Source organism: Kitasatospora mediocidica KCTC 9733 (assembly GCF_000744225.1).
GTDB classification, from domain to species: Bacteria; Actinomycetota; Actinomycetes; order Streptomycetales; family Streptomycetaceae; genus Kitasatospora; species Kitasatospora mediocidica.
The window spans coordinates 392,743-412,153 of record NZ_JQLN01000007.1; the positions used below are offsets into that span (position 1 = coordinate 392,743).

The 19,411-nt window shown below is 72.0% G+C and carries 14 protein-coding genes; 5 read left to right on the top strand and 9 right to left on the bottom strand.

The window, feature by feature from the left end:
* Positions 1-208 precede the first annotated feature (208 nt).
* Complete coding sequence (gene arc, locus BS80_RS32175) at positions 209-1,975, bottom strand: proteasome ATPase (RefSeq protein ID WP_035804789.1); 1,767 nt, start codon at positions 1,973-1,975, stop codon at positions 209-211.
* Positions 1,976-2,228: 253 nt separating this feature from the next.
* Here arc and BS80_RS32180 point away from each other — a divergent pair, with 253 nt between their 5' ends.
* Positions 2,229-2,531: a ferredoxin gene (locus BS80_RS32180; protein WP_035804791.1), complete on the top strand. Its 303-nt coding sequence runs from the start codon at positions 2,229-2,231 to the stop codon at positions 2,529-2,531.
* Positions 2,532-2,559: 28 nt separating this feature from the next.
* On the opposite strand, the gene BS80_RS32185 is transcribed toward BS80_RS32180, so the two are convergent.
* The 3 genes from BS80_RS32185 to BS80_RS32195 all read right to left on the bottom strand — a co-directional run bounded on the left by BS80_RS32185 (position 2,560) and on the right by BS80_RS32195 (position 5,580).
* A complete protein-coding gene (locus tag BS80_RS32185; protein ID WP_035804793.1) occupies positions 2,560-3,177 on the bottom strand; it encodes a hypothetical protein in 618 nt (205 codons plus the stop codon).
* A 146-nt stretch (positions 3,178-3,323) separates the two neighbouring features.
* Positions 3,324-4,280, bottom strand: a complete 957-nt coding sequence (locus BS80_RS32190) for a tRNA (adenine-N1)-methyltransferase (protein WP_035804799.1) — start codon at positions 4,278-4,280, stop codon at positions 3,324-3,326.
* A gap of 94 nt (positions 4,281-4,374) precedes the next feature.
* Entirely contained in the window at positions 4,375-5,580 is a 1,206-nt protein-coding gene (locus BS80_RS32195; protein ID WP_035804801.1) for a site-2 protease family protein, read from the bottom strand.
* Positions 5,581-5,763: 183 nt separating this feature from the next.
* Between BS80_RS32195 and BS80_RS32200 the strand changes: the two genes are divergently transcribed.
* Positions 5,764-6,705, top strand: coding sequence for a RecB family exonuclease (locus tag BS80_RS32200; protein ID WP_083975608.1), 942 nt, complete (start codon positions 5,764-5,766; stop codon positions 6,703-6,705).
* Positions 6,706-7,377 (top strand): response regulator, encoded by a 672-nt coding sequence (locus BS80_RS32205; RefSeq protein WP_035804803.1) that lies wholly within the window; start codon positions 6,706-6,708, stop codon positions 7,375-7,377.
* Between the two features lie 70 nt (positions 7,378-7,447).
* Here BS80_RS32205 and BS80_RS32210 read toward each other — a convergent pair whose 3' ends face one another.
* From BS80_RS32210 to metH, 3 genes are all read right to left on the bottom strand, one after another.
* On the bottom strand, positions 7,448-9,070 hold the full coding sequence (locus BS80_RS32210; protein WP_083975609.1) for an ABC transporter substrate-binding protein: 1,623 nt from the start codon (positions 9,068-9,070) through the stop codon (positions 7,448-7,450).
* Between the two features lie 261 nt (positions 9,071-9,331).
* Complete coding sequence (locus BS80_RS32215) at positions 9,332-10,036, bottom strand: HAD family hydrolase (protein WP_035804805.1); 705 nt, start codon at positions 10,034-10,036, stop codon at positions 9,332-9,334.
* A gap of 127 nt (positions 10,037-10,163) precedes the next feature.
* Positions 10,164-13,754, bottom strand: a complete 3,591-nt coding sequence (metH, locus tag BS80_RS32220; RefSeq protein ID WP_035804807.1) for a methionine synthase — start codon at positions 13,752-13,754, stop codon at positions 10,164-10,166.
* A 142-nt stretch (positions 13,755-13,896) separates the two neighbouring features.
* Between metH and BS80_RS32225 the strand changes: the two genes are divergently transcribed.
* Positions 13,897-14,937 carry a glycoside hydrolase family 18 protein gene (locus BS80_RS32225; RefSeq protein ID WP_232246734.1) on the top strand — a complete coding sequence of 347 codons (1,041 nt, stop codon included), beginning with the start codon at positions 13,897-13,899 and terminating at the stop codon, positions 14,935-14,937.
* Between the two features lie 72 nt (positions 14,938-15,009).
* Here BS80_RS32225 and BS80_RS32230 read toward each other — a convergent pair whose 3' ends face one another.
* Positions 15,010-15,636, bottom strand: coding sequence for a mycothiol-dependent nitroreductase Rv2466c family protein (locus BS80_RS32230; RefSeq protein WP_035804812.1), 627 nt, complete (start codon positions 15,634-15,636; stop codon positions 15,010-15,012).
* A gap of 234 nt (positions 15,637-15,870) precedes the next feature.
* On the opposite strand from BS80_RS32230, the gene BS80_RS32235 reads away from it, so the two are divergent.
* On the top strand, positions 15,871-18,006 hold the full coding sequence (locus BS80_RS32235; protein WP_051967490.1) for an AMP-binding protein: 2,136 nt from the start codon (positions 15,871-15,873) through the stop codon (positions 18,004-18,006).
* Positions 18,007-18,009: 3 nt separating this feature from the next.
* On the opposite strand, the gene BS80_RS32240 is transcribed toward BS80_RS32235, so the two are convergent.
* Positions 18,010-19,383, bottom strand: coding sequence for a hypothetical protein (locus BS80_RS32240; RefSeq protein WP_035804814.1), 1,374 nt, complete (start codon positions 19,381-19,383; stop codon positions 18,010-18,012).
* Positions 19,384-19,411: the final 28 nt, after the last annotated feature.

Sequence of the window (19,411 nt, forward strand, 5' to 3'; positions counted from 1 at the left end):
CCCGAGCGGGCGGGACACCGACGTCCCTGTGGTGCGCCGCCAGCGGCGGACCGTGCGGTCCGGGCCGGCGGGTGGTGCCTGGAGCGCTGCACCGACGGCCCGGGGCTCCGGGTGCCGCAGACACCCCGTCCGGCCGTGGGCCCGGAGGCCGACGGCCGGACGGGGTGTCGGAGCGTGTCGTGTGCAGGTGGTGCGGATCCTGCCTCGCCTACAGGTACTGGCCGGTGTTGGCCACGGTGTCGATGGAGCGGCCGGACTCGGCGCCCTGCTTCCCGGTGACCAGCGTGCGGATGAAGACGATCCGCTCGCCCTTCTTGCCGGAGATGCGGGCCCAGTCGTCCGGGTTGGTGGTGTTGGGCAGGTCCTCGTTCTCCTTGAACTCGTCCACGCAGGCGGCGAGCAGGTGGGAGACGCGAAGGCCGCGCTGGCCGTGGTCGAGGAAGTCCTTGATGGCCATCTTCTTGGCCCGGTCCACGATGTTCTGGATCATGGCGCCGGAGTTGAAGTCCTTGAAGTACAGGACCTCCTTGTCACCGTTGGCGTAGGTGACCTCCAGGAAGCGGTTCTCCTCGGTCTCGGTGTACATCCGCTCCACGACCGCCTGGATCATGGCGGCGACGGTGGAGTCCAGCGACCCGTCGTGCTCCTTGAGGTCGTCCGGGTGGAAGGGCAGCGAGTTCTTGAGGTACTTGGAGAAGATGTCCTTGGCCGCCTCGGCGTCCGGACGCTCGATCTTGATCTTGACGTCGAGCCGGCCCGGGCGCAGGATCGCCGGGTCGATCATGTCCTCGCGGTTGGAGGCGCCGATCACGATGACGTTCTCCAGCCCCTCCACGCCGTCGATCTCGGCGAGCAGCTGGGGGACGATGGTGTTCTCCACGTCCGAGCTGACACCGGAGCCACGGGTGCGGAAGAGCGACTCCATCTCGTCGAAGAAGACGATGACGGGGGTGCCCTCGCTGGCCTTCTCACGAGCCCGCTGGAAGACCAGGCGGATCTGCCGCTCGGTCTCGCCGACGTACTTGTTGAGCAGCTCGGGGCCCTTGATGTTGAGGAAGTAGCTCTTGCCCTGGGGCCGGCCGGTGACCTCGGCGACCTTCTTGGCGAGCGAGTTCGCGACCGCCTTGGCGATCAGCGTCTTACCGCACCCGGGCGGGCCGTAGAGCAGCACGCCCTTGGGGGGCCGCAGCTCGTACTCCTTGAAGAGTTCGGCGTGCAGGTACGGCAGCTCGACCGCGTCGCGGATCATCTCGATCTGCGCGTGCAGACCGCCGATCTGCCGGTAGTCGATGTCGGGGACCTCTTCGAGGACGAGCTCCTCGACCTCCGACTTGGGGACGACCTCGTAGACGTAGCCGGAACGCGGCTCCATCAGCAGGGCGTCGCCGGGGCGCAGCGTGATGTCGCGCAGCGGTTCGGCGAGCCGGACCACCCGCTCCTCGTCGGTGTGCCCGGTGACCAGCGCGCGTTCGCCGTCCTCCAGGACCTCCTTGAGGGTGACGATGTCGCCGATGCTCTCGAACTCGAACGCGTCGACGATGTTCAGCGCCTCGTTCAGGAGCACTTCCTGGCCACGGCGCAGCTCGTCTAGTTCGAGGCTCGGGCTGACGTTCACCCGCAGTTTGCGCCCGCCGGTGAAGATGTCGGCGGTGCCGTCCTCGTTCTGGGCGAGGAAGGTGCCGAATCCGGCGGGTGGCTGGGCCAGCCGGTCCACTTCCTCCTTGAGGGCCACGATCTGGTCGCGGGCCTCGCGCAGGGTGGAGGCGAGCCGTTCGTTCTGGGCGGAGACTCCGGCCAGGTTGGTCTGGAGCTCGACGACCCGGTCTTCGAGAATTCTCGACGAGCGCGGCGAGTCGGCGAGCTTGCGGCGCAGGACGGCGATCTCCTGCTCGAGGTACGCGACCTGTGCGGCCTCGTCGGAACCACGAGCGGGCTTGCCGGCAGTGCGGTTGTAGTCGTCATCGTGGGCTGCCACGGTCCTCACCTCCTCCTGGGGAGCGGGATGCTTCCAGACCCTACCTGGACCAGGGGCCGTGTAAACCCCTAGATCAGAAAGACGGAAGGGGTGTGTCCGATCTTCACCCGTGTGTGCTTCCCCTCTGCCTAGGAGATACCCACCGCACACCGCCGGAAAGCGGGCAGATGTATCGTCGGGCAAGTCAATACCCGATCGTGACCGTTCCTCCTGGACGGATCGTCGGACAAGCGGACAAGAACGGCAGGAGACGATGTCGGTGACCAGCGAGGCAGCCGTCGGTGAGCCCCTCGAGGTGTGGATCGATCAGGCCCTGTGCACGGGCGACGGCATCTGCGTGCAGTACGCCCCCGAGGTCTTCGAGATGGACATCGACGGCCTGGCGTATGTGAAGGGCGAGGACGACGAGTTGCGCCAGCAGGCCGGGGAGACCGCACCGGTCCCGCTGACGCTCCTTCGGGACGTGGTCGACTCGGCGAAGGAGTGCCCGGGCGACTGCATCCACGTCCGCCGGGTGAGCGACGGGGTCGAGGTGTACGGACCGGACGCCGACTGAGCGGCGTCCCGGCCCTGCTGGCGCCCCGTCAGGCCGCGGCCGACGGGGCGCTGGTCTGGGTGCGGACGTAGGAGCCGCCCTTGCGGGACCAGTTGAGGTTCACCTTGAGGTCCGGGCAGCAGCGCGGCACGCCGTCGCCGGAGTAACCGACGGCCTGCCCGGTGAGCACGCCGTCGCTGCGCAGCGCCAGCCGGGTGAGCGTCAGGTTCTCCTGCCAGCGCACCAGCGTGTCGCGCACCACCGGCACTCCGTCGGGGCCCTCGCCCAGGACGAAGACGCCGTCCGGCGGGGTGCCGTTGCCGGCGTCGCAGTGCGCGGCGACCACGGTGCTGGGGGTGCCGTCGCCGAGGTCGGCGGAGAAGCTGATCGCGATCTTGACCGGGAGGGGCCCGCAGTCCAGCGGCAGGGCCGCCTTGGCCGGGTCCGGCGCCTGAGCGGTGGGGACGGGACGGGGGCTGCCGGGCGAGGCTGTGCGGACGGCTCCGGCGGCGGGCCCCGCGGCCAGGGCGGCGGCCACCACCGCCCCGCAGGCGGCCAGGACCGCGCTCCAGTGCAGCAGACCCGGGCGGGCGTGCTGCGCCGTGCTGTCGCGGGTGTCGTGGGCGGCCCGTTCGGGCGCTGCCGGGTGCACTGCGTCGTCCGCCAAGGGGGCCCCTCCACCGGCAGGATGTCCGTGTCAGCAGCATCGTCGCACATCAGAGCGGGTGGCTCGGCACCGGGGCGCGCGGCCGCCCGGCGCGGGTGCGCGGGGTACGCCGAAGGGCGGCGCCGCGGCGCCGCCCTTCGGTTGTCTCAGTCCTGCTCGATGACGGGGTTGTCCTCGCGGGACGCCGCACGGGCCGCCGCACGCTCGGCGAGCGAGGGCTCGGGGCTGCCGTTGTCGTAGTCCTCGCCGTAGGCGCCCTTGGCGGGGCGGCGGCGGCGCAGCGGCGGCTCGACGCCGTCGGCCAACCGGCGCGAGGTCAGCAGGAAGCCGGTGTGCCCGATCATCCGGTGGTCCGGGCGGACCGCCAGGCCCTCCACGTGCCAGGTGCGGACCATGGTCTCCCAGGACGCCGGCTCGGTGAAGCTGCCGTGCTCGCGCAGCGCCTCGACGGTGCGCGACAGCTGCGTGGTGGTGGCCACGTAGCAGCAGATCAGGCCGCCGGGGACGAGGGCCTTGGCGGCCACGTCCAGGCACTCCCAGGGGGCGAGCATGTCCAGGATGATCCGGTCGACGTCGCCCTCGACCAGGTTGTCCTGGAGGTCGCCGACGGTGAGCTTCCAGGCCGGGTGCGGGCCGCCGAAGTAGCGCTCGACGTTCTTCTGCGCGATGTCCGCGAAGTCCTGGCGGCGCTCGTAGGAGGCCAGCATGCCGGTGTCGCCCACCGCGCGCAGCAGGTACGTACTGAGCGCGCCGGAGCCGACGCCGGCCTCGACCACGCGGGCGCCGGCGAAGATGTCGGCCATCGCCAGGATCTGCCCCGCGTCCTTGGGGTAGATCACGGCAGCGCCGCGGGGCATGGACAGGACGTAGTCGGGGAGCAGAGGGCGCAGCGCGAGATACGGCACGTTCCCCGTGGTTCGCACGACCGTGCCTTCGGGGGCACCGATCAGCTCGTCGTGCGGGAAGGCACCCTTGTGGGTGTGGAAGCTCTTCCCTGCTTCGAGCGTGAACGTGTAGTGACGGCCCTTGGGGTCGGTCAGCTGAACCTGATCCCCGACCGTGAATGGCCCCCGCCTGCGGGTGGCACCGGTCGGTTCGGACATAAGGACAATCCTAAGGGAACGGGGACGGGCCCCCGACCAACCCGGTGGCCACGGCGGGTTCGGCGGTGGTCGGGCAACCGGTTCAGCGACCCGTTCAGCGGCCGGCGATGGCCGCGGTGAGCCGGCGTTCGACGTCCAGGACCGCCAGCACCCCGTAGACCGAGCCGTCCGACTCGACGACCAGGTACTCGCTGGCGGGGGTGGCCCGCAGCGCCGTCAGCAGGTCCTCGCCCTCCAACCCGGCGGGCAGCCGCATCCCCGGCTCCAGCGAGCGGGCGAGTGCGCCCACCGCCACCCAGGGCCGGCGCTGCTCGGGGATCTGCAGGACGGCGGCCTCCTTGACCAGCGCGAGCGGCGCGCCCAGCGCGTCGACCACCAGGACGGCTCCGGCCTGGGCCTCGCGGGCCCGGCGCAGCGCCTCGGCGAGCGGCGTGTCGGCGGTGACCGAGACCGCGCGGCGGGTGAGGCCGCGCACGGTCAGCCCGGGCAGCGCGACCTTCAGCCGGGCGTTGCGCACGGCCCCGCCCGCGCCGTTCCAGATCACCACGGCCAGCACGGCGGCGAGCGCGGTGTCCAGCAGCGTGTCGCCGCCCGAGCGGGTGCCGGCCCGGGCGCTGCTGATCATCGGCAGGCCGAACAGCACGGCCACCGCCAGCACCCGGCCGGCCCAGGCGGCGGCGACCGTGCCGGCCATCGGACGGCCCGTCAGGCCCCAGACCACCGCGCGCAGCATCCGGCCGCCGTCCAGCGGCAGGCCGGGCAGCAGGTTGAAGGCGGCGACCACCAGGTTGGAGACCGCCAGGCCCGCGAGCAGCACGCCGGGGACGGTACCGGCCGTCACGAAGGTCATCGCGCCCCAGCAGATCCCGCCGAGGACCAGCGAGAGCAGCGGCCCGACGAAGGCCAGCCAGAACTCCCGGCCCGGGGTCTCGGCCTCCCGTTCGATCTCCGAGATACCGCCGAGGAACTGGAGCTGGATCCGGCGCACGCCGAGCTTGTAACGCAGCGCGACCAGGGTGTGGGCGAGCTCGTGGACCAGCACCGAGCCGTAGAAGGCGATCGCGAAGGAGAACGCGACCAGGTACCGGGTGGCCCCGAGGTCGGGCAGCACGTCGGCGAGCTGGCCGCCGAAGATCCAGGTGATCAGGCCCGCGATGAGGAACCAGGTGGGGGTGACGTAGATCGGGACGCCGAACGGGCGGCCCATCAGGATGCCGCCACCGGGGCGCACGGGCTCCTGCGGGCGCCGGTCCTTCTCGGGTGGCTGCTCGGAGGTCTGCTGACCCGTGGTGTCGCTCACCGTGACCCCTTCAGGTCGTCGTCCCCGCCGGCTGACCGGCCCTGACGGCCGGATGGCTGCCCACGCTACGTGATCTCTCCGTGCGGCGGGGGACGCGCCTGTCTACCAGTGTTCTACCCGCTGGGACCGCGGGACACCGGTTGCGGGCCCGGCGATCGTCGCTGTGAGCGGGCTGACAGTGGAATGACGGCCGGACCCCATAGGGTCGGGTCCATGCAGCCGACCGCGACCGCCCGCCGGGCCGTGCCCCCGACCGGGCTCTCCCCCTCCCGTGCCGGGGACTTCCTGACCTGCCCGCTGCTCTACCGGCTGCGGGTGATCGACAAGCTGCCGGAGCCGCCGAGCGCGGCCGCCACGCGCGGCACCATGGTGCACGCCGTGCTGGAGCGGCTCTTCGACCATCCGGCCGGCGAGCGGACCGCGGACCGGGCCAGGGAGCTGCTGCGCCCGCAGTGGGAGCGCCTGCTGGCCGAGCGGCCGGAGCTGGCGGCGCTGTTCGCCGACGACCCGGACGGCGCGGCGCTGGCCCGCTGGCTGGCGGACGCCGAGAAGCTGCTCGGCCAGTGGTTCAAGCTGGAGGACCCGACCCGTCTGGAGCCCGCCGAGCGGGAGCTGTACGTGGAGACCGTGCTGGAGTCCGGCCTCAAGCTGCGCGGGTACATCGACCGGGTGGACGTCGCGCCCACCGGCGAGGTGCGGCTGGTGGACTACAAGACCGGCCGGGCGCCCTCGCGGGACTTCGAGGCCAAGGCGATGTTCCAGATGAAGTTCTACGCCCTGGTGGTCTGGCGCTGGAAGGGCGTGATCCCCAAGCGGCTGCAGTTGGTGTACCTCGGCGGGGGCGGCGACGTGGTCAGCTACGACCCCGACGAGGCCGACCTGCTGTCGGTGGAGCGCAAGCTGCTGGCGCTCTGGGAGACGATCAGCCGGGCGGTGGTTACCGGTGAGTTCCCGGCCACCCGCAACCGGCTGTGCGACTGGTGCGATCATCAGCAGAGCTGTCCTGAGTTCGGCGGCACTCCCCCGCCCTACCCCCTTCCGGTGGCGGTCCTGCCCGGTGCACGGGCCGCCGAGGATCCCTTGGTCCCCGAGGGATCCAACACGCAGATGAGCGAGGAGTCCTAAGTGACGATCCGGGTGCTGCTGGTCGACGACCAGCCATTGCTGCGCACCGGCTTCCGGATGATTCTGGAGGCCGAGGCCGACCTGGTGGTGGTGGGTGAGGCCGGGGACGGACAGCAGGCGCTGGAACAGGTGCGGGCGCTGCAGCCCGACGTGGTGCTGATGGACATCCGGATGCCGCGGATGGACGGTGTCGAGGCCACCCGGCGGATCGCCGGGCCCGGGCGGGACGGCCCGGTCAAGGTGCTCGTGCTGACCACCTTCGACCTGGACGAGTACGTGGTGGAGGCACTGCGGGCCGGTGCCAGCGGATTCCTGCTCAAGGACGTACCGGCCGAGGAACTGGTGCAGGCGATCCGGGTGGTGGCGGACGGCGCGGCGATGCTCGCCCCCTCGATCACCCGCAGACTGCTGGACCTCTACGCCACCAGACTGCCCTCCGGCGACGAGACGCCCTCGCCGGCCCTGAACACGCTGACCGAGCGCGAGATGGAGGTGCTGCGGCTGGTGGCCCGCGGGCTGTCCAACGCGGAGATCGCCGCCGAGCTGTTCGTCAGCGAGACCACGGTGAAGACCCATGTCGGCCATGTGCTGACCAAGTTGGGCCTGCGCGACCGGGTGCAGGCCGCGGTGTACGCCTACGAGAGCGGCCTGGTGCGCCCGGGGGCGCTGTAGGACCTGCCCTCGGTGGATGTACGGCGAAGGGGCACCCGGTTCGGGTGCCCCTTCGCCGTACCCGGCTCACTCAGCTGTGGCCGATGTCCCCGAAGCGGAAGACACCGGTCTGGTCGATGGTGCCCTCGATCCCGGTGATGTTGTTGCGCGCGGCGTAGAACGCCTTGCTCTGGAAGAGCGGCAGCAACGGGACGTCGTTGGCGACGATGCCCTGGATGGTGGAATACGTGGCGGCCGCGGCGCTGCGATCGGCCTGCTTGAGGCTCTGCGGCACCAGGTTCTGGGTGATCTGCGGGTTGTCGTAGTTGTTGTGGAAGGCGCCGCCGTCCACCACCAGCGGGACCACGAAGTCGTCCGGGTCCGGGTAGTCGGCGGTCCAGCCGACCGTGTAGGCCTGGTAGCTGCCGTCCGTCCAGCCCTTCTGGAAGCCGGTCCAGTCGGCCACCTGCTGGACCGTGACCTGGAACAGGCCACTGGCCTCCAGCTGCTTCTTCAGCTCGGCGCTCTCCGCGCCCTGCGCCTGGGCCTGGGACCAGGTCAGCTGGAGCTTCACCGGCAGCTGCACCTTGGCGGCGGTCAGGATCGCCTTGGCCTTGGCCGCGTCCGGGGTGCCGTACTTGTCGAAGAAGGCCGTGGTGTGGCCTCCGAAGCCCTGCGGCACCACCGAGTAGAGCGGCTGCACGGTGCCGGCGTAGACGTCGCGGGCCAGCGCGTCGCGGTCCACCAGCTGGGCGACGGCCTGGCGCACGGCGAGCTGGCCGGCTGTCTGGTCCTTGGTGTTGAAGACCAGGAAGCGGGTGTCGCCGCCGACGCCCTGGGCGACCTTGATGTCACCCTTGCCGGACTGGTCGTCGGCCGCCAACTGGGCCGAGACGTTGGGGTCGAGGCTGTTGTCGGTGAGGTCGACGGCGCTGCTGTCGAGCGCGGTCTTCAGGTCCCCGGGCGTGTTGAAGTAGCGCACCGTGAACTTGGAGTTGTCGAGCTTCTGCGCACCCTTGTAGCGGCTGTTCGCCGACAGGACGATCTTGCTCGGCGCCTTCGCGCCGGCCGGGGTGGTCATCGTCTCGACCGAGTCGATCTTGTACGGACCGGAGCCGATCAGCTTGTCGTTGGGCAGCTCCTTGTCGGCCGGGAAGACGCTGTGGTCGACGATCGACCCGGCGGCGCTGGCCAGCTTGTCGGGGAGCACCGCATCGGGCTGGGTGAGATGGAAGACCACCTCGCTGTCGCTGGGGGCCTCCACCGACTTGATGGTCTCGAACAGCACCGAGGGGCCGCCCGCGTCCTTGATCGCCTTCATCCGGTTGACCGAGAAGACCACGTCCTGCGCGGTCAGCGCGTCACCGTTGGAGAAGGTCAGGCCCGAGCGCATGGTGCACTCGTACGTCATCGCGTCGGAGCCGGTGAACTGGCAGGACTGCGCGGCGTCGGGCAGCGGGGAGGTGCCGCCCACCGGGAAGCTCAGCAACGACTGGAAGGTGTTGTTGAGGATCAGCCAGGAGCCGCGGTCATAGGCACCGGCCGGGTCCAGCACGCTGGTGACGTTGGCGGTCCCCATCGTGATGGAGCTGCTGCCGCCGCTGCCGCTCACGGCGGACTGCACCGAACTGCAGCCGGCGGTGGCGGTGGCGACCAGGAGCGCGCAGCCCACCACGGCCGTCCGGCCGGGTGCGCGTCGTATGGCTGAAGTCATGCGTTCCTTCTCCGTGCTGGCCGGCTGAGGGTGCCGGTGAGCAGCCGTCGGCGGCCCGGATAGGGTGCTTCGCGAACGGCGCTCGAACATGTCGGGATAGACCCAGGCAGCCTGCCACACGACCCTTGGTATGGCGCCACCCCTCCCCGGACCCGACGACCCCGCGGCGCGCGGGCGTCGGCGAGTTGTCAGCCAATGCCCGATTTCTCCCGGCTGCCCGCGATCTGCCACCCCTTGGGCGGACGGAGAATGAGACCAGCGTCACACCCGGGCGGCGACTACCGAGCGCAGCAGGTCGAGATCCAACTCCTCCAGCGAGGTCAGCAGGGTCCGCCCGGGCGCCGGCTCGATCGGCGCCACCGAGGGCACCGCGATCACCGGGCAGCCCGCCGCCTCGCCGGCCTGCACGCCCAGCGGGGCGTCCTCGATCACCACGCAGCGTCCCGGCTCGGCGCCGAAGCGGGCTACGGCCGCGAGGTAGGGGTCGGGGTGCGGCTTGGTCCGGGACACCTCGTCGCCGGCCACCGAGAAGGCGAAGGGGTGGTCGCCGAGGTTCTTCAGCACCAGGTCGATGATCCTGCGGTGCGAGGCGGAGACCAGCGCGGCGGGGATCCGGTGCTCGGCCAGGGTCTCCAGCAGCCGGGCCGCGCCGGGCATCAGCGGGGCGCCGCCGTCCAGGAGTTCGACGAAGCGCCGGTTGATCAGCACGGTCAGCTCGGCGGGGTCGATCCGCACCCCGGTGACACCGATCAGGTACTCCAGCACCCGGGACATCGGGCCGCCGACGCAGTGCAGCCGGTGGGTCTCGTCCAGCGGGTGGCCGAACTCGGCGAAGAGCGAGGCCTCGGCCTCCCACCAGAAGCCCTCGGTGTCCACCAGCGTGCCGTCCATGTCCAGCAGCACCGCCTGCAGGCCCCGGCCGCCGGACTTCTCCGGGGCCGGGGTGATGGTGTCGATGCTGGTCATTGGGCACGTCCCTTCACTGCGCGCGGGCCCCTGGGATCGTGCGGGCCGACCGCATCGAGATGCGAGCCGGCCCGTACGGGGTCGTCCAGGATACGCGCAGGGCTGCGAACAGCACGCGACGTGAGGGTTACCGCGCGTTGAAGTACGTCGCCTCGGGGTGGTGGATGACGATCGCGTCGGTGGACTGCTCCGGGTGCAGCTGGAACTCCTCGGAGAGCACCACGCCGATCCGCTCGGGCTTCAGCAGCTCGGCGATCTTCGCGCGGTCCTCCAGCTCGGGGCAGGCCCCGTAGCCGAGCGAGAAGCGGGCGCCGCGGTACTTGAGGGCGAACATGTCCTTCACGTCCTGCGGGTCCTCGTCGCCGAAGCCGAGCTCGAAGCGGACCCGGGCGTGCCAGAACTCGGCCAGTGCCTCGGCGAGTTGGACGGACAGGCCGTGCAGCTCCAGGTAGTCGCGGTAGGCGTTGGCCTGGAACAGCTCGTTGGCGGCCTCGGAGATCCGGTTGCCCATGGTGACCACCTGCAGGCCCAGCACGTCGCGCTCGCCGCTCTCCTCCGGGCGGAAGAAGTCGGCCAGGCAGAGCCGGCGCCCGCGGCGCTGGCGCGGGAAGGTGAAGCGGGTGTGCTCGCTGCCGTCCTGGTTGTAGACCAGCAGGTCGTCGCCCTTGGAGGCGGCCGGGTAGTAGCCGTAGACCACGGCCGGCTCCAGCCAGCCCTCGGTCTGCAGCCGGTCCAGCCACATCCGCAGCCGCGGCCGGCCCTCGGTCTCCAGCAGCTCTTCGTAGCTCGGGCCGTCGCCGCTGCGCGCCGCCTTCAGCCCCCACTGCCCCTTGAAGAGCGCGTCCTCGTCCAGCCAGGAGGAGTAGTCGGCGAACGGGACGCCCTTGACGATCCGGTCGCCCCAGAACGGCGGGGTCGGCACCCGGTTGTCCACCGAGACGTCCGAGCGGATCTGGCCGAGGTTCTCCTCCTCCGGCTCCTGGACCTCCACCCGGGCGTGCCGGCGCTGCTTGAGCTCGGGCAGCACCGCACCGGGCACCCCGCGCTTGACGCCGATCAGCGCGTCCATCAGCCGCAGGCCCTCGAAGGCGTCGCGGGCGTAGCGGACCTCGCCGTCGTAGATCTCGTGCAGGTCCTGCTCGACGTACGCGCGGGTCAGCGCCGCGCCGCCGAGGATCACCGGGTAGTCGGCGGCCAGCTTGCGCTGGTTGAGCTCCTGGAGGTTCTCCTTCATGATCACCGTGGACTTGACCAGCAGCCCGGACATCCCGATCACGTCGGCCTGGTGCTCGACGGCCGCGTCCAGGATCGCCGACACCGGCTGCTTGATGCCGAGGTTGACCACGGTGTAGCCGTTGTTCGACAGGATGATGTCGACCAGGTTCTTGCCGATGTCGTGCACGTCGCCCTTGACGGTGGCCAGCACGATGGTGCCCTTGCCCTCGTCGTCGGACTTCTCCATGTGCGGTTCCAGGTGGGCGACCGCGGTCTTCATCACCTCGGCGGACTGCAGCACGAACGGCAGCTGCATCTGGCCCGAGCCGAACAGCTCGCCGACCACCTTCATGCCCGACAGCAGCGTCTCGTTGACGATCTCCAGCGCCGGACGGAGCGTCAGCGCCTCGTCCAGGTCGACCTCCAGGCCCTTGCGCTCGCCGTCGATGATCCGCCGCTGGAGACGCTCCTCCAGCGGCAGTGCCGCCAGCTCCTCCGCCTTGGAGGCCGCGCTGGAGGCGGCGCTGACGCCCTCGAAGAGCTGGAGCAGCGACTGCAGCGGGTCGTAGGCGGGCTCGGTCGCGGTGGCCGGGCGGCGCCGGTCGTAGACCAGGTCGAGGGCCACCTCGCGCTGCGCGTCGGGGATCCGGGCCATCGGCAGGATCTTGGAGGCGTGCACGATCGCCGAGTCGAGGCCGGCCTCCACGCACTCGTGCAGGAAGACCGAGTTGATCACCTGGCGGGCCGCGGGGCTGAGGCCGAAGGAGATGTTGGACAGGCCCAGCGTGGTCTGCACCGAGGGGCGCCGGCGCTTGAGCTCGCGGATCGCCTCGATGGTCTCGATGCCGTCGCGGCGCGACTCCTCCTGGCCGGTGCCCAGGGTGAAAGCCAGGCAGTCGACGATCACGTCGTGCTCGGCGATGCCGTACTCGGAGCCGAGCTGGTCGATCAGGCGCTCGGCGATGGCGACCTTGGTCTCGGCGGTGCGGGCCTGGCCCTGCTCGTCGATGGTCAGCGCGATCACCGCGGCGCCGTGCTCACGGGCCAGCGCCGCGACCTTGCCGAACCGGGTGTCGGGGCCGTCGCCGTCCTCGTAGTTGACCGAGTTGAGCACCGCGCGGCCGCCGAGCAGCTCCAGGCCCGCGCGCAGCACCGGCGTCTCGGTGGAGTCCAGCACGATCGGCAGGGTGGAGGCGGTGGCCAGGCGGCCGGCGATCTCCCGCATGTCCGCCACGCCGTCGCGGCCGACGTAGTCCACGCAGAGGTCCAGCAGGTGCGAGCCGTCCCGGATCTGCTCGCGGGCGATCTCCACGCAGGCCTGCCAGTCGCCGGCCAGCATCGCGTCCCGGAACTTCTTGGAGCCGTTGGCGTTGGTCCGCTCGCCGATCGCCAGGTAGGAGGTGTCCTGGCGGAACGGCACCGACTGGTAGAGCGAGGCGGCGGCCGGCTCGGGCTTGGGATCGCGCGCGACCACCGCGCGGCCGCGCACCCGTCCCTCCTTGCCCGCCGTCGGCGAGGAGGGACCCTGTGCGCCAACCTCGCCTGAGTCATAGCCGACCCGTTCGACGACGGCGCGCAGGTGCTCGGGGGTGGTGCCGCAGCAGCCACCGACCAGCGAGAGGCCGTACTCGCGGGTGAACGTGTCGTGCGCGTCGGCCAGTTCCTCCGGGCTCAGCGGGTAGTGCGCCCCGTCCTTGCCCAGCACCGGCAGGCCCGCGTTCGGCATGCAGGACAGGCCGATCCGGGCGTTCTTGGCCAGGTAGCGAAGGTGCTCGCTCATCTCGGCGGGGCCGGTGGCGCAGTTCAGGCCGATGTAGTCGATGCCCAGCGGCTCCAGCGCGGTCAGCGCCGCGCCGATCTCCGAGCCGAGCAGCATGGTCCCGGTGGTCTCCACGGTCACCTGCGCGAAGATCGGCAGGTCCACCCCGGCGTCGGCCAGCGCCTGCTTGCTGCCCAGGATCGCGGCCTTGGTCTGCAGCAGGTCCTGGCTGGTCTCCACCAGCAGGGCGTCCGCGCCGCCCGCGATCAGGCCCGCCGCGTTCTGCCGGAAGCCCTCGCGCAGCAGCTCGTACGGGGCGTGGCCGAGCGTGGGCAGCTTGGTGCCCGGGCCGATCGAGCCGAGCACCCAGCGCGGGCGGTCGGGGGTGGCGAAGGAGTCGGCCACCTCGCGGGCGATCCGGGCGCCCGCCTCGGAGAGCTCGAAGACCCGCTCGGGGATGTCGTACTCGCCCAGCGCCGCGTGGTTGGCGCCGAAGGTGTTGGTCTCCACGCAGTCCACGCCGACGCCGAAGTAGGCCTCGTGCACCGAGCGCACGATGTCGGGGCGGGTGACGTTCAGGATCTCGTTGCAGCCTTCGAGGTCCTGGAAGTCCTCCAGGGTGGGGTCCTGCGCCTGCAGCATGGTGCCCATCGCTCCGTCGGCGACGACGACTCGACTCAGCAGGGCTTCTCGCAACGCGGTGGCGCGGGCCTGCTGGGCGGCTGAGGGGACACTGGTGGCCATGGGGCTACTCCCTGGTTGCGACGGCTGTCGGCTATGCGCTCCCCTCGTAACGGGGGTGCACGCCGTCAGCGTAACCGCCCCGGCCGATCACCACCGGCAGATTCCGTATGCTGAACCGAACCAAAGGTCAAGGGGAGGCAAAGTGCGGCCGATAGTGCGCTGGCGCAGCTGGTCGAGACGGCGGCGGCGGACCGTGTGGGTGGCCCTGGGGCTCGCTGCGCTGTTGGTGGTACCGGTCGGCTCGGCGGCGCTGGCGCTGCGGGTCGAGGCCGTCGGGGACCCGTCCGCGTCGGCCCGCAGCCGCGGCCGGGACGCCGTCTGGCTCGGCCACGCCTGGGTGGACGGCCGCAAGGGCCCGGCCGACCTGACGGCGCTGGCGCAGCTCGTCCGCGGCGGCGTCCGCGACCTCTATGTGCACGCCGGCCCGCTGGAGCACGACGGCTCGCTGCCCGCCGATCGCTACCCGCAGGCCCGCACGCTGATCGACGCCGTGCACCGGGAGCTGCCGGGCGTACGGGTGCAGGCCTGGCTGGGCGACGTGGTCGAACCCGAGGACGACGGGCTGGACCTGGACCGGGCCGACGTCCGGGACCGGATCACCACCTCGGCCCAGCAGGTGCTGGACGCCGGCTTCGACGGCGTCCACCTGGACCTGGAGCCGCTGCACTCCGGGGACGCCGGGTACCTGACGCTGCTCGACCAGGTCCACGCGCGGACCGCCGCGCGCGGCGTACCGCTGTCGGTGGCGACCCCGCAGATCGACCCGCTGCCCGCGCTGCACGCGGTGGCCGGGGCGCTGGCCGGGCACCCCAAGTGGTGGTCGCAGGCGTATTTCGGCCAGGTGGCCCGGCGCACCGACCAGATCGCGGTGATGTCCTACGACACCGCGATGCCGACCCAGGCGCTCTACACCGGCTATGTGGCCCAGCAGACCGCCCTGGCGCTGGAGGTCACGCCGCCCTCGGTGGACCTGCTGATGGGACTGCCCGCCTACGACGCCGACCAGTGGGGCCACCAGGGCTCGGCCGAGACGGTCGCGGCCGCCGTGCGCGGGGTGCGGCTGGGGCTGAGCCGGCACGCGGTGGACCGGCAGGGCTTCGGGGTCGGGATGTACGCCGACTTCACGGCCACCGCCGCGGACTGGGCCGCCTACCGGCAGGACTGGCGCCGGGACGGCTCGTAAGCCGCGAGCAGGAGCCCCCGGCGCGCGCGAACCGGCGCCGGGGGCTCCTGACGGGCAGCACGCCCGGGCGGCTCAGCTGAAGTCGAGCTCGCCGGTGCGGCTGCGCTTGAGCTCGAAGAACTTCGGGTAGCCGGCCAGCAGCCGGGCGCCGTCGAAGACGCGCAGCGCGTCCTCGCCGCGCGGGATCGCGGTGAGCACCGGGCCGAAGAAGGCCACCCCGTCGATGTGGATGGTGGGGGTGCCGACGTCGTCGCCGACCGGGTCCATGCCCTCGTGGTGGCTGCGGCGCAGCGCGTCGTCGTAGTCGGTGCTCAGCGCGGCGGCGGCCAGCTCGGCCGGCAGGCCGACCTCGGCCAGCGCCTCGGGGATCACCGAGGCGTAGTCCTTGTTGCCCTGGTTGTGGATCCGGGTGCCCATCGCGGTGTAGAGGTCGCGCAGCACCTTGGGGCCGTGCTGCTCGGCGGCCGCGATGCAGACCCGCACCGGGCCCCAGGCGCGGCCCAGCATGTCGCGGTACTGCTCGGGCAGCTCCGCGCGGTTCTCGTTGAGCACGGACAGGCTCATGACCTTGAAGTTCAGGTCGAGTTCGCGGTGCTGCTCGACCTCCAGGATCCAGCGGGAGGTGATCCAGGCAAACGGGCAGGCCGGGTCGAAGTAGAAGTCGACCTTCGTGGGAACGCTCTGGTCAGTAGTGGTCATGGCTTCCACGATAGGTGGCCGGTCGGCCGGGTGTCAGATCCAATCCGGGCCCGTCTTCTTGGGCCACTGTGCTCCGCGGCGTTCCCTGCTGGACGGCGGACCGAGCCGTCGACGTCCGGCCGCGGTCCCCAATTCGCCTTTCCCGCAAGGTGATCACTCATCTCTGCCACACTGGCGACGGCGACCGCGCCGGCCGGGTGCCGCTGCGCTGCGCCGGTGCGGGAGGGATGGGCGATGACGACCACGACGGCACAGGCGGGCCACGGCCCGGTCAGGACCGTTCACCAGCTGTTCGAGGAGCAGGCCCGCCGCGCACCGCGGGCCTCGGCCGTCGAGTGCGGCGCGCAGCGGCTGGACTACGCCGAGTTGGACGCCCGGGCCAACCGGCTGGCCCGCCACCTGCGGACGCTCGGACTGCCGCCCGGCGGCCTGGTGGCGGTGTCGATGGGCCGGTCGCCGGAGCTGATCGTGGCCCTGCTCGGGGTGCTCAAGGCAGGCGGCGCCTATCTGCCGGTGGAGCCGACCGCCCCCGAACCGGCGCTGCGTCACATCCTCACCCTGGCAAAGCCGTTCACCGTCGTCACCGAGGAGGACCACCGGGTCCGACTGGCCGACGCCGTCGGGCGGCCGGTGGTCTGCCTGGACACCCAGGAGCCGCAGCTCGCCGCGCTCTCGGACGCGCCGCTGGACTGCGCCGCCGCTCCCGGCGACCTGGCCTGCGTCTTCTTCACCTCCGGCTCGACCGGACTGCCCAAGGGCGCCCTGGTCGAGCACCGGAACCTGGTGAGCGCCTTCGAGGGCTGGCAGGAGGTCTTCCGCTTCACCCCCGCCGACCGCCATCTGCAGAGCACCGCCTTCGAGTTCGACGTCTTCACCGCCGACTGGCTGCGGGCGCTCTGCTCGGGCGGCACGCTGGTGCTCGCCGAACCGGACTTCACGCTGGACCGCTCGGCGGACATCGGCGAACTGCACGCCCTGGTGGTCTCCTCGCGGATCACCGTGATGGAGACCAACCTCCTGACGCTCAGACGTCTGGAGGCCCATCTGCGGCCCCGCGGGCTGCGGCTCGCCGGGGTCCGGCTGCTCGCGGTGGGCGCCGACAAGTGGTACCTGGACGAGTACCTGGCGCTCCAGGAGTACCTCGGCGACGGCGTGCGGCTGGTCAACGTGTACGGGGTCGCCGAGGCGGGCGTCGACAACGTGTACTTCGACGGGCGGGGGCTGCGCGGCGAGGTGGAGCACCCGGCGCGCGTCTCGGTGATCGGCCGGCCCTTTCCCGGCACCGACGTCTACGTCGCCGACCTGCTCACCGGGGCGCCGGCCGCGCCGGGCGGCGCGGGTGAGATCAGGATCAGCGGCCCCACCGTGGGGCGCGGCTACCTGGACGACCCCGGGAGTACCGCGGCGTGCTTCCGCACGCTGAACCGCGCCGCCCCCGGCCGCCTGTACTACCGCACCGGCGACATCGGACGGCTGCGGCCCGACGGACTGCTGGAGTTCGTCGGGCGCCTGGAGCCGGTCGACGGCCCGGTGCAGCCGACCAGGGTGGCGAAGGCAGTCGGGGCGGCGGAGATCGAGGGGGTGGCCCGCGAGCACCCGCGGGTCGGCGAGAGCCTGGTGGCCGAGATCGGGACGACGGCCGGGCGGCGGGCCACGGTGGTCTACGTGGTGCCCCGGGAGCAGGGGCAGCCGCTGGACACCGGGGAACTGCGCACGTCCTTCGTCCGCGGGCTGCCCACCGCGACGCTGGACGCGGTGGTGCTGCTGCCCGAGTTGCCGCGCACCCGCGCGGGCAAGGTCGACCGGGCCCGGCTGCCGCTGCCCGCACAGCGCGACTACACCGCGGACGGGCCGGCCGTGTTCGGCCCGCCCGGCTCCGCCAAGGCCCGCCGGGCGAGCGGCAAGGCAGGCGGCCGCGCGGGCACCGGTAGCGGGTCCCAGGACAAGTTCGGGTGCGCCTGGCTTCTGCTCGTCCTGTCCTTCGCCCTGCTGGCCCTGGTGCTGACCAATGCGATCTGGCCGGGTTCGACCGACGTGAGCGCGGTCCCCGCGCCGTGGTCCGGGATGTTCCGCGGGCTGTACGGCTTCGAGGACCTCTTCTTCGGGTACGGCGTGGCGTTCCTGATCCTCGGCAGGCGGTCGCTGGACCGGCTCGGCCGCCCGCCGGGGCTGACCCTGGCCGCGCACCTCTCGATCGTCTGGCTGCTGGCCGCCTGGTGGCCGCAGGACAACACCTACCGGCTCACCGCCGCCGACGACTGGGCCGCGCAGGCGGGCCTGGTGTACGGGTTCAACATCACCCTGATGCTCGCGGCCGCGGTGCTGGTGCGTTTCATGACGTGGGAGCGGGGCAACGTCGGCGGGCGCTGACCGTCAGTCCGGCGCGATGTCGGCGAACATCTCGCCGAGCTGCGCGCTCGCGGCCCGGACCAGGGCCTCGGCCGCGTCCAGCACCACCGTCGAGCGCGCGGCGATCGCCACCCCCAGCGCCGGGTACGGCTCGAAGCCCGTGCTGGGCAGGGTGGGGAGCAGTGTCGCGCCGAGCGGCTCGCAGAGCCGGACGAGCCGCCGGGTGTGCTCGAACAGCGCCTCCTGCGGCACCCGCGCGCCCAGCGGCACCTCGTCGAGCGTGCGGACCAGGTGGCCCGGGCCGCGCACCGCGTCCAGCCGGGCCCGGAGCATGAAGGCGACGGCCGGGCCGGTGAGGCGCAGGTTGGCCTCGGCCGGGGCCAGCCGCCCCTGTCCGGCGTTGATGAAGTCGATGTCGAACCAGCCCCGGTAGCCGTGGCCGGCCAGTGCCCGGCCGACGTCGCACCCGAACCGGGCCGCCCGCAGCGCAAGCCCGTCCGGCAACACGCCCGGGCCCACGGTGGCGCCCCGGTAGCCGGTGCCCGCCACCCGCATCACCGCGACGCCGACCGGGTGGACGCTGCCGTCCCGCGCGACGACCGCGTCGAAGGTGAGGTCGCGCGGACGGCCGGGCGCGGTGACGTAGGGCTCCACCAGGACGTCGCCGCCGCGCTCCAGCTCCCCGTCCGCCAGCAGCCCGCGCACCAGCGCCCGGGCCCCGCCGGCCCGCGCCACCTCGCTCGGCATGACGACGACGGTGCCCAGGCCGCCCACGCCGTACTCCGACTTGAGGACGAGCGTGCGCCCGGCGCGGGCCGCTTCGGCGACCAGGCGGGCGAGCCGGCGCGGGGAGTCCACCCGCCGCTGGATCCGCACCGGGATGTCCGGGTGGTCCCGGGCCACCTCGCGGAACAGGTCGAGCGCGGCGGCCTTCGACTCGAAGCGGCGGACGGCCGCGAGCACGCCGTCGTCCGCGCGGCCGGTGAGCCGGTCGACCCCGGCGGTCCGCCCCCAGGGCAGCAGCGGCAGCCCCGTCGCGCGCAGCCGCTCCAGCAGCGCGGGGCGGGCCGCGAGCGCCTCGTCGAACCAGCTCTGCTCGGCGATGCCGCTGTGCAACTCGACTTTTCCCCAGTCCAGTTGGCTGGAGAGCAGGTCCATCCAGGCGCCGTCCAGGTGCCGGGGCAGCAGCACGGCGGCGGGGTGCGGGCTGTAGAAGGGAGCCAGGCAGGCGTAGTGGTGCCCCTGGTCGCGTCGGCCCAGCGGGCCGTGCGCGTTGCGGTCCCCCGGCGTGAACTGGGCGTTGAAGTCCGCGGCGTTGCCCAGGTGGACCGCCCGCCCGCCGCCGGACCAGGCGGCCTCCCAGCTACCTGACGCCTCGTCATGTCCGTCCGCTCGCATCGTCCGAGCGTACGAGGGGAGAGCTGCG

Excerpts from the sequence above, each read along its gene's own strand:
- metH (WP_035804807.1), bottom strand. The coding sequence starts at position 13,754 with ATGGCCACCAGTGTCCCCTCAGCCGCCCAGCAGGCCCGCGCCACCGCG.
- BS80_RS32215 (WP_035804805.1), bottom strand. The coding sequence starts at position 10,036 with ATGACCAGCATCGACACCATCACCCCGGCCCCGGAGAAGTCCGGCGGC.
- BS80_RS32240 (WP_035804814.1), bottom strand. The coding sequence starts at position 19,383 with ATGCGAGCGGACGGACATGACGAGGCGTCAGGTAGCTGGGAGGCCGCC.
- BS80_RS32180 (WP_035804791.1), top strand. The coding sequence starts at position 2,229 with ATGTCGGTGACCAGCGAGGCAGCCGTCGGTGAGCCCCTCGAGGTGTGG.
- BS80_RS32210 (WP_083975609.1), bottom strand. The coding sequence starts at position 9,070 with ATGACTTCAGCCATACGACGCGCACCCGGCCGGACGGCCGTGGTGGGC.
- BS80_RS32230 (WP_035804812.1), bottom strand. The coding sequence starts at position 15,636 with ATGACCACTACTGACCAGAGCGTTCCCACGAAGGTCGACTTCTACTTC.
- BS80_RS32190 (WP_035804799.1), bottom strand. The coding sequence starts at position 4,280 with ATGTCCGAACCGACCGGTGCCACCCGCAGGCGGGGGCCATTCACGGTC.
- BS80_RS32235 (WP_051967490.1), top strand. The coding sequence starts at position 15,871 with ATGACGACCACGACGGCACAGGCGGGCCACGGCCCGGTCAGGACCGTT.
- BS80_RS32200 (WP_083975608.1), top strand. The coding sequence starts at position 5,764 with ATGACGGCCGGACCCCATAGGGTCGGGTCCATGCAGCCGACCGCGACC.